A 14,065-nucleotide genomic window follows, 5' to 3' on the forward strand; every position below is an offset into this window, starting at 1 on the left:
TTTCGTGCTGGCGCTCGAGCGGTTCTAGAACAAAGAGAACAACGGCGATGGCAAAAAGCAAGTTTGAACGTAACAAACCACACGTAAACATCGGCACGATTGGTCACGTTGACCATGGTAAAACGTCGCTGACCGCAGCAATCACCAAGTACTTCGGCGATTTCAAAGCGTATGACCAGATCGACGCTGCGCCTGAAGAAAAGGCACGTGGTATCACCATTTCGACATCGCATGTTGAATATGAAACTGCTGCTCGTCACTACGCACACGTCGACTGCCCGGGCCATGCTGACTATGTTAAGAACATGATCACCGGTGCTGCACAGATGGACGGCGCGATCCTGGTTGTTTCGGCCGCTGACGGTCCGATGCCACAGACCCGTGAGCACATTCTGCTCGCTCGTCAGGTTGGTGTTCCTGCGATCGTCGTGTTCCTGAACAAGTGCGATCAGGTTGACGATGCTGAACTTCTCGAACTCGTAGAGCTCGAAGTTCGTGAACTTCTCTCGAAGTACGACTTCCCAGGCGATGAAACGCCAATCATCAAGGGCTCGGCTCTTGCTGCTCTGGAAGATTCTTCGAAGGAACTCGGCGAAGACGCAATCCGCAACCTGATGGCTGCTGTTGACGATTATATCCCAACACCAGAACGTCCAGTTGATCAGCCATTCCTGATGCCAATCGAAGACGTGTTCTCGATTTCGGGTCGTGGTACTGTTGTGACCGGTCGTGTTGAACGCGGCATCATCAAGGTTGGTGAAGAAGTTGAAATCGTTGGCATCAAGGCCACCGGCAAGACGACTGTTACCGGCGTTGAAATGTTCCGCAAGCTGCTCGATCAGGGCCAGGCTGGCGATAACATTGGTGCACTGGTTCGCGGTATTGGCCGTGAAGACGTTGAACGTGGCCAGGTTCTCTGCAAGCCAGGTTCGGTTAAGCCACACACCAAGTTCAAGGCAGAAGCCTACATTCTGACCAAGGACGAAGGTGGCCGTCATACACCATTCTTCACCAACTACCGTCCACAGTTCTACTTCCGTACGACGGACGTGACCGGTGTTGTTACCCTGCCAGAAGGCACGGAAATGGTTATGCCTGGCGACAACGTTACCGTTGACGTTACGCTGATCGTGCCGATCGCAATGGAAGAGAAGCTCCGCTTCGCTATCCGTGAAGGTGGCCGTACCGTTGGTGCAGGCATCGTCGCTTCGATCATCGAGTAATGAGATTTGACTGGCGGTTACGCCGCCAGTCTGGCATTTTAAATGCCAAATAGGGGTATAGCTCAGTTGGTAGAGCGACGGTCTCCAAAACCGTAGGTCGCGGGTTCGAACCCTGCTGCCCCTGCCATTTTTAAAACGGGTGCTTACGGCTTGACTGTGAGCGCCCGTTTTCTATATTCTGGAGCATAAGCCTGATCGGATTAAAACGAGAGGCGGTAAGATTATGCTTTGTGTAATCGGTCCTAGTGTGTTGGTCTCCTTCAATCAGATCAAAATGCTTTCAGGGTTGGATACATTTCCCGGCATGTTGGCCGGGCAAGCAGGGTCGCTGATACATGATTGAACGGTGTATTGAGCGAATTTCGTAAGGATCGGTGATCTCCGATAGGCCTGTATGGTATTCTTTTAACCAATGGGCTTGTTTTTTTTGAGAATCGATTCTATGTAACGTCAACAGACACGCGGTGCGTGGGGCTGAATCTTCAGCTTTGCGTACCGTATACGCGTGGGTTCCTGTTTTTGATTCGTTTTGGGTCGGAAATAGTGGTTCACCAAGCAAATAGAGTGGCAGATGGCATCCAAGACGAATCCGATCACCTTTTTTCAGCAGGTTCGCGCCGAAACGGCGAAAGTGACCTGGCCGACACGGCGTGAAACGATCATCTCGACGATCATGGTCGTGATCATGGCCTTTTTGGCTGCTACGTTCTTTTTTCTTGCCGATCAGCTTATGGCCTATGGCGTAGAATTTATACTTGGCCTTGGCCGCTAAGCAGGATTGGGGAGTTACGGGATGACAGCGCGCTGGTACATCGTTCACGCCTATTCCAACTTCGAAAAGAAGGTGGCCGAGGATATTCAAAGCAAGGCAGCTCAAAAAGGCCTTTCGGACCTTATTGAGCAGATTGTTGTGCCGACCGAGAAAGTTGTTGAAGTTCGCCGCGGCCGCAAGGTCGATGCTGAGCGCAAGTTCTTTCCGGGTTATGTTCTTGTTCAGGCGACGCTCACCGATGCTGTATTCTCGCTGATCAAGAATACGCCGCGTGTGACCGGGTTCCTTGGCGATTCAAAGCCGGTTCCTGTTTCGCAGAAGGAAGTGGATCAGATTCTGAATCAGGTTCAGGATGGTGCTGAGCGTCCGAAGACGTCTGTGACCTTTGAAATCGGTGAAAATGTCCGCGTTTCCGATGGTCCGTTTGCTTCGTTCAACGGCATTGTGCAGGAAGTTGATGAGGAGCGTGCGCGCCTCAAGGTTGAAGTTTCCATCTTCGGGCGTGCTACGCCTGTTGATCTTGAATACGGTCAGGTCGATAAGCTCTGATCGCTTTGCCCCTCGGGGCGTTCACCGTCAGCGGTGAATAAGGGTGGAAGGATAGGCGGCTTAGCCGGTCGCTGATTTCGCACCACCAAACTGCCAGTCAGTTTATCTGATGTCAGTCGAGAGCCGGGTTTCCGGCATTAATCGAGAACGCCGGTTTCCGGTATTTTTATGAAGGCAGAATGCAATGGCTAAGAAAATTGCAGGCCAGCTGAAGCTCCAGGTAGCAGCAGGTGCGGCCAATCCATCGCCTCCGATTGGTCCAGCTCTGGGTCAGCGCGGCATCAACATCATGGAATTCTGTAAGGCATTTAACGCTGCCACGCAGGAAATGGAAAAGGGTTCGCCTATTCCAGTCGTGATCACGTACTATCAGGATAAGTCTTTCACTTTTGTGATGAAGACGCCTCCGGTAACCTACTTCCTGAAGAAGGCTGCGAACCTCAAGTCCGGTTCGAAGGCTCCAGGCAAGGAAAAGGCCGGCACGATTGCGCGTGACAAGGTCCGCGAAATCGCTGAAGCGAAGATGAAAGATCTGAACGCAGCTGACATCGAAGCAGCTATGCGCATGGTCGAAGGTTCTGCCCGTTCGATGGGCCTGGAAGTGGTGGGCTAATACGATGGCGAAAATTTCCAAGCGCATTGCCAAGATCCGTGAAGGCGTTGATGTCAACAAGCTTTATGACCTGTCCGATGCAATCGGTCTGGTTAAAGAACGCGCTGTTGCAAAGTTCGACGAAACCATCGAAATCGCAATGAACCTCGGCGTTGACCCTCGTCATGCCGATCAGATGGTTCGTGGCGTTGTCAACCTTCCTAACGGCACTGGTCGTACTGTTCGCGTTGCTGTTTTTGCACGTGGCGACAAGGCTGAAGAAGCAAAGAAGGCTGGCGCTGACATCGTTGGTGCAGAAGAGCTGTTTGAAACCGTCAATAGCGGCAAGATCGAATTTGATCGCTGCATTGCCACCCCTGACATGATGCCACTCGTTGGTCGTCTTGGTAAGGTACTCGGCCCACGCGGTCTGATGCCAAACCCGAAGGTTGGTACTGTGACTGTCGATGTTGCAGCAGCTGTTACCGCTTCTAAGGGCGGTGCTGTTGAGTTCCGCGTTGAAAAGGCTGGTATCATCCATGCCGGTATTGGCAAGGTTTCCTTCGACAATCAGAAGCTCGAAGAAAACATCAAAGCCTTTGCTGATGCAGTTATCAAGGCGAAGCCTGCGGCTGCTAAGGGTGAATACGTTAAGCGCGTATCGATTTCTTCGACCATGGGCGTTGGCGTCAAGGTCGATCCGGCAACCGTTAAGGTCGTCGCTTAATTTCAGGGCTCCGGTTCGCCGGAGCCTTTGCCTGACCTTTCGGGGAGGGCAGTGGTCGCACGCCGGTGCTGCATAAGCAGTCGAAAGTGCAGAAATTCCGGATCGCAAGATCCGGATAGCCGGACGAAAGTCCGGTTATCCTGTCCGAGATTGCAGGCGGATCGAAACCTCCGGGTCAGATCCTTAAACCTATGGCCTGCATGAGACGTGGAATAACCCTGTTTCGCACGAATGTGCATGCAAGGTTTGAACCGTAGTTGCCTTTGAGTGAAGCCCGGTTTCCGGGATAGCTGAAGGGGACAGGATCCTCGAGCGTCGGGCCAGCTGTGAAGCTCGTCCGACAAAGGCAACCCGGCAGGATCATGTGATCCTGTCTACTGGAGAGAGACAGTGGATAGAGCGGAAAAACGCGAATTTGTCTCGTGGCTGAACGGTGCTTTTAAAGAGTCCGGTTCGGTCGTCGTGGCCCACTATACCGGTCTCACTGTTGCGCAGATGAGCGATCTTCGTTCAAAGATGCGTGACGCTGGTGGTACCGTTAAAGTCGCGAAAAACCGCCTTGCCAAGATCGCTCTTCAGGGCACGGAATCGGAAGGCATTGCTGATCTGTTCACAGGTCAGACGGTTGTTGCTTATGCAAACGACCCAATTGCTGCTCCGAAAGTAGCCGTCGAATTCGCCAAGGTTAACGACAAGCTCGTTATCCTCGGTGGTGCAATGGGTGCAACGACACTGAACGCCGATGGCGTCAAGTCGCTTGCTTCGCTCCCATCGCTCGACGAACTGCGCGCAAAGCTGGTTGGAATGATCCAAACCCCGGCTCAGCGTCTCGCAGTACTTACCAGCGCACCAGCGGGCCAGATCGCTCGCGTTATTGGCGCGCACGCCCGGAAGAACGAGGCGGCGTAAGGCCGTTTTTCGCTGTCAATTGTTCAAACCTTGAAACTAAGGAAATATCAAAATGGCTGATCTCGCAAAGATCGTTGACGACCTGTCGGCTCTGACCGTTCTCGAAGCTGCAGAACTTTCGAAGCTTCTGGAAGAAAAGTGGGGCGTTTCGGCTGCTGCTCCTGTAGCAGTTGCTGCTGCTGGCGCTGCTCCTGCTGCTGCTGCTGAAGAAAAGACCGAGTTTGACGTCGTTCTCGCTGACGGTGGCGCAAACAAGATCAACGTGATCAAGGAAGTTCGCGCGATCACTGGTCTCGGCCTCAAGGAAGCTAAGGACCTCGTTGAAGCAGCTCCTAAGGCTGTCAAGGAAGGCGCTTCCAAGGACGAAGCTGAAAAGATCAAGGCACAGCTCGAAGCAGCTGGCGCTAAGGTTGAACTTAAGTAAGTTCGCTTTTCTGGCGGATGGTTTCCATCCGCCAGTTCAACTCTGGGCTTGCATCTGGAGTAAATGCATGAAAAGAAACGAAAAGTGCGAAAATAGGTTCTCTTTATGCAAATCATAGTCAGGGCGATTTTATCTACGACGTTCTGATCCTTTTAAACCCTTTTTCTGATGGCCTTGATCAGGCTTTCAGAAAACGGGTTTAGCCCGTTAGAAGGACCGCCGAGAGGCGGCGCACGATAAAGGCCGCAAGGCGTGAGCAAGCCGTAAGGCTATAGAACGAGGAGCGACGATGGCTCAGACCCATTCTTTCAATGGTCGCAAGCGCGTACGCAAATTTTTCGGCAAGATTCCCGAGGTCGCGGAAATGCCTAACCTCATTGAGGTTCAAAAGGCATCTTACGACCAGTTCCTCATGGTTGAGGAACCTGCTGGCGGGCGTTCTGACGAGGGTTTGCAGGCGGTTTTCAAGTCTGTTTTCCCAATCCAGGATTTCTCCGGCGCTTCAATGCTGGAATTCGTTCGTTACGAATTCGATGCACCAAAATTCGACGTTGACGAATGCCGTCAGCGCGATTTGACGTATTCGGCACCTCTCAAGGTGACGCTGCGTCTCATCGTGTTCGATATTGATGAAGATACCGGCGCGAAGTCCATCAAGGACATCAAGGAGCAGGACGTTTACATGGGCGATATGCCGCTCATGACAGACAACGGCACCTTCATCGTCAATGGTACGGAACGTGTTATCGTTTCGCAGATGCACCGTTCACCGGGTGTGTTCTTCGATCACGACAAGGGTAAGACGCACTCCTCGGGCAAGCTTCTGTTTGCTGCGCGCGTTATTCCTTACCGTGGCTCGTGGCTTGACATCGAATTCGATGCCAAGGACGTGGTCTATGCGCGTATCGATCGTCGCCGCAAGCTTCCGGCTACGACACTGCTGATGGCGCTCGGCATGGACGGCGAGGAAATCCTTTCGACGTTCTATAACACTGTCACCTATTCGCGTGACGGTGAAAACTGGCGTATCCCTTATTCTGTTGACCGCTTCAAGGGTATGAAGATCATCTCTGATCTCATCGATGCGGACACAGGTGAAGTCGTTCTCGAAGCTGGCAAGAAGCTGACCGCGCGCTCCGCAAAGCAGCTTGCTGAAAAGGGCCTGAAGTTCATCAAGGCAACCGAAGACGATCTTTTCGGTTCGTACCTTGCTGAAGATACCGTCAATTACGCAACCGGTGAGATTTATCTCGAAGCTGGTGACGAAATCGACGAAAAGGTTCTCAAGACGCTTCTCGACACAGGTGTGGAAGAGATCAAGGTTCTCGATATTGATCACATCAATATCGGTGCCTATATCCGCAACACGCTGGCCGTCGACAAGAACGAAAGCCGTCAGGAAGCACTGTTCGACATCTACCGCGTTATGCGTCCTGGTGAACCGCCGACAATGGACTCGGCTGAAGCCATGTTCAATTCGCTGTTCTTTGATGCTGAACGCTACGACCTTTCCGCTGTTGGTCGCGTGAAGATGAACATGCGTCTTGATCTGGATGCAGAAGACACCGTGCGCGTTCTGCGCAAGGAAGACATTATTGCTGTCGTCAAGATGCTCGTTGAACTGCGCGATGGCCGCGGTGAAATCGATGACATCGACAACCTCGGCAACCGTCGTGTGCGTTCGGTCGGCGAACTGATGGAAAATCAGTATCGTGTCGGTCTTCTGCGCATGGAACGTGCGATCAAGGAACGTATGTCCTCGATCGAAATCGACACGGTTATGCCGCAGGATCTGATCAACGCGAAGCCTGCTGCTGCAGCTGTTCGTGAATTCTTCGGCTCCTCGCAGCTTTCGCAGTTCATGGATCAGACCAATCCGCTTTCGGAGATCACCCATAAGCGCCGTCTTTCGGCTCTTGGACCTGGTGGTTTGACCCGTGAGCGTGCTGGCTTTGAAGTCCGCGACGTGCATCCGACCCACTATGGCCGTATCTGCCCGATTGAAACGCCGGAAGGCCCGAATATCGGTCTGATCAACTCGCTCGCAACTTTTGCCCGCGTCAACAAGTACGGCTTTATCGAAAGCCCGTACCGCAAGGTTGTCGATGGTAAGGTCACGTTCGACGTTGTCTATCTTTCGGCCATGGAAGAAGCAAAGCACTCGGTTGCTCAGGCAAATGTTGAGCTTGATGAGAATGGCAGTTTCGTAGACGAATTCGTCATCTGCCGTCATGCAGGCGAAGTGATGATGACGCCACGTGAAAACGTGGATCTGATGGACGTTTCGCCAAAGCAGCTCGTTTCGGTTGCTGCAGCGCTTATTCCGTTCCTCGAAAACGACGATGCGAACCGCGCTCTTATGGGTTCGAACATGCAGCGTCAGGCTGTTCCGCTTGTGCGTGCGGAAGCACCATTCGTCGGAACCGGCATGGAAGCGGTTGTTGCGCGTGACTCTGGTGCCGCTATTGCCGCTCGTCGCGGTGGTGTGGTCGATCAGGTTGACGCAACGCGTATCGTTATCCGCGCTACCGAAGACCTCGATCCGTCGAAGTCGGGCGTTGATATCTATCGTCTGCAGAAGTTCCAGCGTTCGAACCAGTCGACCTGTATCAACCAGCGTCCGCTTGTGCGCGTTGGTGATCCGATCGGTAAGGGCGACATCATTGCTGACGGTCCGTCAACCGATCTCGGCGATCTGGCTCTTGGCCGTAACGTGCTCGTCGCGTTCATGCCTTGGAACGGCTACAACTATGAAGACTCGATCCTCCTCTCGGAGAAGATCGTTTCGGAAGACGTCTTCACCTCGATTCACATTGAGGAATTCGAAGTTGCGGCACGTGACACCAAGCTTGGACCTGAGGAAATCACCCGCGATATTCCGAATGTTTCGGAAGAAGCGCTGAAGAACCTCGACGAAGCTGGTATCGTTTACATCGGTGCTGAAGTGCATCCTGGCGACATTCTTGTCGGCAAGATCACGCCGAAGGGCGAAAGCCCGATGACGCCGGAAGAAAAGCTTCTGCGCGCCATCTTTGGTGAAAAGGCTTCCGACGTCCGTGACACCTCGATGCGTATGCCTCCGGGAACATACGGTACAATTGTTGAAGTTCGTGTATTCAACCGCCACGGCGTTGAAAAAGACGAACGTGCAATGGCGATCGAACGCGAAGAGATCGAACGTCTTGCCAAGGACCGTGACGACGAACAGGCTATCCTCGACCGTAACGTTTACGGCCGTCTCGTGGACATGATCGACGGTAAGGTTGCAGCCGCTGGCCCTAAGGGCTTCAAGAAGGGCACAACCATTACACGTGATCTCATCACCGAGTATCCGCGTTCGCAGTGGTGGCAGTTTGCTGTCGAAGACGAAAAGCAACAGGGCGAACTTGAAGCTCTGCGTGGCCAGTACGACGAATCCAAAAAGCTGCTCGAAGCACGCTTCATGGACAAGGTCGAAAAGGTACAGCGCGGCGACGAGATGCCTCCAGGCGTCATGAAGATGGTCAAGGTCTTTGTTGCTGTGAAGCGCAAGATCCAGCCAGGCGACAAGATGGCTGGCCGTCACGGCAACAAGGGTGTGGTATCCCGCATTCTGCCTGTCGAAGACATGCCGTTCCTCGAAGACGGTACGCATGCCGATATCGTGTTGAACCCGCTTGGCGTTCCAAGCCGCATGAATGTGGGCCAGATTCTGGAAACGCATCTGGGCTGGGCTTGTGCTGGCATGGGCAAGAAGATCGGTGAGCTTCTTGATGTTTATCGCAAGACGGCAGATATTCAGCCGCTGCGCGATACACTGGAGCACATCTATCCAGACAATGACCGCAATGAACCGGTCCGGTCTTATGATGACGATGCTGTCCTCATGCTGGCCAATCAGGTGAAGCGCGGCGTGTCGATTGCAACGCCGGTGTTTGATGGTGCGGTGGAAGCCGACATCAATGCGATGTTGACCGATGCAGGTCTTGCGACTTCTGGTCAGTCGACGCTGTATGATGGACGTACGGGTGAACCGTTCGATCGTCAGGTGACTATGGGCTACATCTATATGTTGAAGCTCCACCACCTGGTCGACGACAAGATCCACGCACGTTCCATTGGACCTTACTCGCTCGTCACCCAGCAGCCGCTTGGTGGTAAGGCGCAGTTCGGTGGTCAGCGCTTCGGTGAAATGGAGGTCTGGGCTCTGGAAGCATACGGTGCGGCTTACACGCTGCAGGAAATGCTTACAGTCAAGTCCGATGACGTTGCAGGCCGTACCAAGGTCTACGAAGCGATTGTTCGTGGCGATGATACGTTTGAAGCCGGTATTCCAGAAAGCTTCAACGTTCTTGTCAAGGAAATGCGTTCGCTCGGTCTCAATGTCGAGCTGGACGATACACGCGACGAGCAGCCGGCACTTCCGGACGCGGCGGAATAAAAACATCAAGGCGCGCCATGGTTCTGCCGTGGCGCGCCCGTAAGGTGTTTCCAGCAAACGTGTAAAATGTTTTGCGCTCACGAAATGCCGAACGGAATGTGCAGTGAAAACTGCGTAATACCGCGATTTCTTTTCAAGATGGCAGGGATTTTCAGCCTGTCATTGACGACACACAGGGCGGCGGATCGCCCTCAAGGAGAACGGCATGAACCAAGAGGTCATGAATCTTTTCAATCCTCAGGCTCCGGCACAGACGTTCGATTCCATCAGAATCTCGATTGCCAGCCCTGAGAAGATTCTGTCCTGGTCATACGGCGAGATCAAGAAGCCGGAGACGATCAACTATCGTACGTTCAAGCCAGAACGCGATGGTCTCTTCTGCGCGCGTATCTTTGGCCCGATCAAGGATTATGAATGCTTGTGCGGCAAGTACAAGCGTATGAAATACAAAGGCATTATCTGCGAAAAGTGCGGCGTGGAAGTTACGCTGTCGCGCGTTCGCCGTGAGCGCATGGGCCATATCGAACTGGCGGCGCCAGTTGCGCATATCTGGTTTTTGAAGTCGCTGCCATCGCGCATCGGTACGCTTTTGGATATGACGCTCAAGGATATTGAGCGCGTTCTGTATTTTGAAAACTACATTGTTACCGAACCGGGTCTGACTTCACTGAAAGAGCATCAGCTTCTTTCGGAAGAAGAATATATGATCGCCGTCGATGAATTCGGCGAAGATCAGTTTACGGCCCTTATTGGTGCGGAAGCGATCTTTGAGCTTCTGGCTTCGATGGATCTGCCGAACATCGCTGCAGACCTGCGCGTTGATCTGGCAGAAACTACATCGGAACTGAAGACCAAGAAGCTGATGAAGCGTCTCAAGATCGTTGAGAACTTCATGGAGTCTGGCAACCGTCCTGAGTGGATGATCATGAAGATCGTTCCGGTCATTCCACCGGATCTGCGTCCTCTGGTTCCACTGGACGGCGGTCGTTTTGCGACGTCCGATCTCAACGACCTTTACCGTCGCGTGATCAACCGTAACAACCGTCTGAAGCGTCTGATCGAACTGCGCGCTCCCGGCATCATTATCCGTAACGAAAAGCGCATGTTGCAGGAAGCTGTTGACGCGCTGTTCGATAACGGTCGCCGTGGACGCACGATCACGGGTGCTAACAAGCGTCCGCTGAAGTCGCTCTCCGATATGCTCAAGGGCAAGCAGGGTCGCTTCCGTCAGAACCTTCTTGGTAAGCGCGTCGACTATTCGGGTCGTTCGGTTATCGTGACCGGTCCTGAACTGAAGCTACACCAGTGCGGTCTGCCGAAGAAGATGGCGCTTGAGCTGTTCAAGCCATTCATCTACGCACGTCTTGATGCCAAGGGGTATTCCTCGACTGTCAAGCAGGCGAAGAAGCTGGTTGAAAAGGAACGTCCGGAAGTTTGGGATATCCTTGACGAAGTCATCCGTGAGCATCCGGTTCTTCTGAACCGTGCGCCGACGCTGCACCGTCTTGGTATTCAGGCATTCGAACCCACGCTGATCGAAGGCAAGGCCATTCAGCTGCATCCGCTCGTCTGTACAGCATTTAATGCTGACTTTGACGGTGACCAGATGGCTGTCCACGTTCCGCTGTCGCTTGAAGCGCAGCTTGAAGCCCGCGTGCTGATGATGTCGACCAACAACATTCTGCACCCGGCAAACGGCGCGCCGATCATCGTTCCTTCGCAGGACATGGTTCTTGGTCTCTATTATCTGTCAATCGTGGCAGACAAGGAGCCGGGCGAGGGCATGATGTTTGCCGATATGGGCGAACTTCAGCATGCTCTTGAAAACAAGGTTGTCACGCTGCACACCAAGATCAAAGGTCGTTTCAAGACTGTTGATGCAGAAGGCAATGTCGTTTCCAAGGTTTATGATACGACGCCGGGCCGTCTGATTACCGGTGAGCTTCTGCCGAAGCATCCGAACGTGTCGTTTGACATCTGTAATCAGGAGATGACCAAGAAAAACATCTCCAAGATGATCGACCACGTTTACCGCCATTGCGGTCAGAAAGAGACGGTGATTTTCTGCGATCGCATCATGCAGCTTGGCTTTGCCCATGCATGCCGTGCCGGTATTTCGTTCGGTAAGGATGACATGGTCATTCCTGACTCGAAAGCCAAGATCGTTGCAGAGACCGAAGCTCTGACGACCGAATACGAACAGCAGTACAATGACGGCCTGATCACTCAGGGCGAAAAGTACAACAAGGTCGTTGATGCCTGGGGTAAAGCGACTGACAAGATCACCGAAGAAATGATGGCCCGCATTAAGGCTGTTGAATTTGATCCGGTGACCGGTCGTCAGAAGCAGATGAACTCGGTTTACATGATGTCGCATTCGGGTGCCCGTGGTTCGGTCAACCAGATGCGTCAGCTTGGCGGTATGCGCGGTCTTATGGCCAAGCCGTCGGGTGAAATCATCGAAACCCCGATCATCTCGAACTTCAAGGAAGGTCTGACCGTGAACGAGTACTTCAACTCGACACACGGTGCCCGTAAGGGTCTTGCTGATACGGCCTTGAAAACGGCTAACTCGGGTTACCTGACACGTCGTCTCGTTGACGTTGCACAGGATGCGATTATTTCGGAAGTCGATTGCGGCGCCGAAATCGGTCTCACCATGCAGCCAATCGTCGATGCGGGTCAGATCGTTGCTCCAATCGGACAGCGCGTTCTGGGTCGTACGGCCCTTGATCCGATCCTGCATCCTGCAACCGGCGATGTTATCGTTGAAGCTGGCCGCATGATTGAGGAAAAGGACGTCGAAGTCATCGAAAAGGCTGGCATTCAGTCGATCCGTATTCGCTCGGCTCTGACCTGTCAGACGCGTAATGGCGTTTGCGCCAAGTGCTATGGTCGTGACCTTGCACGCGGCACACCGGTTAACCAGGGTGAAGCTGTTGGCGTTATCGCTGCACAGTCGATCGGTGAGCCGGGCACGCAGCTTACCATGCGTACCTTCCACTTGGGTGGTACGGCTCAGGTTGTCGATAGTTCGTATCTTGAAGCTTCGTATGAAGGCACCGTTAAGCTGCGTAACCGCAATGTGGTTCGCAACTCCGATGGCAACCTCGTTGTCATGGGCCGTAACATGGCGGTTCTGATTGTTGATGCTTCGGGCAAGGAACGTGCGGTTCACCGTGTAACCTATGGTTCACGTCTGTTCGTTGACGAAGGTGATGCAGTCAAGCGCGGTCAGCGTATTGCTGAGTGGGATCCGTACACCCGTCCTATCCTGACGGAAGTCGAAGGCTATATCGAGTTTGAAGATCTCGTTGATGGTCTTTCGGTTTCGGAAACGGCGGACGAATCCACGGGTATCACAAAGCGCGTCGTCATTGACTGGCGTTCGACACCACGTGGCGCGGACCTCAAGCCGGCTATGGTCATCAAGGACAAGAGCGGCAAGATCGCAAAGCTGTCGAAGGGTGGCGAAGCGCGCTTCCTGCTCTCGGTGGAAACGATCCTTTCGTTCGAGCCGGGTGCTCATGTTAACGCCGGTGACGTTATTGCGCGTCTGCCGATGGAAAGCGCAAAGACCAAGGATATTACCGGTGGTCTGCCACGCGTTGCGGAACTGTTCGAAGCACGTCGTCCGAAGGACCATGCCGTTATCGCAGAGATTGATGGTACTGTCCGCTTCGGTCGCGATTACAAGAACAAGCGTCGCATCATCATCGAGCCAAACGACGATACGGTTGAGCCCGTTGAGTATCTGATCCCTAAGGGTAAGCCGTTCCATCTTCAGGATGGTGACGTTATTGAAAAGGGTGAATACATCCTCGACGGTAATCCTGCACCGCATGACATTCTGGCCATCAAGGGCGTGGAAGCACTTGCTTCTTACCTCGTGAACGAAATCCAGGAAGTCTATCGTCTTCAGGGCGTTCTGATCAACGACAAGCACATTGAAGTGATTGTTCGTCAGATGCTTCAGAAGATCGAAATTACGGAGCCGGGCGATACTGGTTACCTCACGGGTGATCATGTTGACCGTATTGAGCTTGACGAAGTGAATGATCGTCTGATCGAAGAAGGCAAGAAGCCAGGTTCGGGTAATCCGGTTCTGCTTGGTATTACCAAGGCTTCGCTGCAGACTCCTTCGTTCATCTCTGCTGCGTCGTTCCAGGAAACCACCCGCGTGCTTACCGAAGCTGCGGTTGCGGGCAAGATGGACACGTTGCAGGGGCTCAAGGAAAACGTCATTGTCGGCCGTCTCATCCCGGCTGGTACTGGCGGCATGACCAACCAGATCCGCCGCATTGCAACGGCTCGCGACGATCTCATCATCGACGAGCGCCGCAAGTCGACCGGTTCAACAGAAGCGAACGCGATGTTGACCGACATGACCAACAACGCAGCCGAATAGGCTGAGTGTTTGAACAAATAAAAAAGGCCGCCTTTCGGGGC

Annotated in this window: 9 protein-coding genes and 1 tRNA gene; all 10 read left to right on the forward strand. The window is 53.3% G+C overall.

Going from position 1 to position 14,065, the window contains the following annotated elements:
• Positions 1-47: 47 nt before the first annotated feature.
• The 10 genes from tuf to rpoC all read left to right on the forward strand — a co-directional run bounded on the left by tuf (position 48) and on the right by rpoC (position 14,024).
• Positions 48-1,223, forward strand: coding sequence for an elongation factor Tu (gene tuf, locus ABE527_RS06380; protein ID WP_265984508.1), 1,176 nt, complete (start codon positions 48-50; stop codon positions 1,221-1,223).
• 51 nt (positions 1,224-1,274) lie between these two features.
• A tRNA-Trp gene (locus ABE527_RS06385) sits at positions 1,275-1,350 on the forward strand.
• A 444-nt stretch (positions 1,351-1,794) separates the two neighbouring features.
• Positions 1,795-1,995, forward strand: coding sequence for a preprotein translocase subunit SecE (gene secE, locus ABE527_RS06390; protein WP_094504999.1), 201 nt, complete (start codon positions 1,795-1,797; stop codon positions 1,993-1,995).
• A gap of 21 nt (positions 1,996-2,016) precedes the next feature.
• Positions 2,017-2,544, forward strand: a complete 528-nt coding sequence (nusG, locus tag ABE527_RS06395; protein ID WP_499695563.1) for a transcription termination/antitermination protein NusG — start codon at positions 2,017-2,019, stop codon at positions 2,542-2,544.
• A gap of 184 nt (positions 2,545-2,728) precedes the next feature.
• Positions 2,729-3,157, forward strand: coding sequence for a 50S ribosomal protein L11 (gene rplK / locus ABE527_RS06400; protein WP_265984501.1), 429 nt, complete (start codon positions 2,729-2,731; stop codon positions 3,155-3,157).
• Between the two features lie 4 nt (positions 3,158-3,161).
• Complete coding sequence (rplA, locus tag ABE527_RS06405; protein ID WP_499696453.1) at positions 3,162-3,863, forward strand: 50S ribosomal protein L1; 702 nt, start codon at positions 3,162-3,164, stop codon at positions 3,861-3,863.
• Positions 3,864-4,253: 390 nt separating this feature from the next.
• Complete coding sequence (rplJ, locus tag ABE527_RS06410; protein ID WP_265984503.1) at positions 4,254-4,772, forward strand: 50S ribosomal protein L10; 519 nt, start codon at positions 4,254-4,256, stop codon at positions 4,770-4,772.
• Positions 4,773-4,824: 52 nt separating this feature from the next.
• Positions 4,825-5,196 (forward strand): 50S ribosomal protein L7/L12, encoded by a 372-nt coding sequence (gene rplL, locus ABE527_RS06415; RefSeq protein ID WP_024898616.1) that lies wholly within the window; start codon positions 4,825-4,827, stop codon positions 5,194-5,196.
• A 289-nt stretch (positions 5,197-5,485) separates the two neighbouring features.
• Positions 5,486-9,616: a DNA-directed RNA polymerase subunit beta gene (gene rpoB, locus ABE527_RS06420; protein WP_499695562.1), complete on the forward strand. Its 4,131-nt coding sequence runs from the start codon at positions 5,486-5,488 to the stop codon at positions 9,614-9,616.
• Positions 9,617-9,821: 205 nt separating this feature from the next.
• Positions 9,822-14,024, forward strand: coding sequence for a DNA-directed RNA polymerase subunit beta' (rpoC, locus tag ABE527_RS06425; protein WP_265984505.1), 4,203 nt, complete (start codon positions 9,822-9,824; stop codon positions 14,022-14,024).
• The last annotated feature ends 41 nt before the right edge of the window (positions 14,025-14,065 follow it).

Source organism: Brucella sp. TWI432 (genome assembly GCF_039674445.1).
Lineage (GTDB): Bacteria > Pseudomonadota > Alphaproteobacteria > Rhizobiales > Rhizobiaceae > Brucella > Brucella chromiisoli.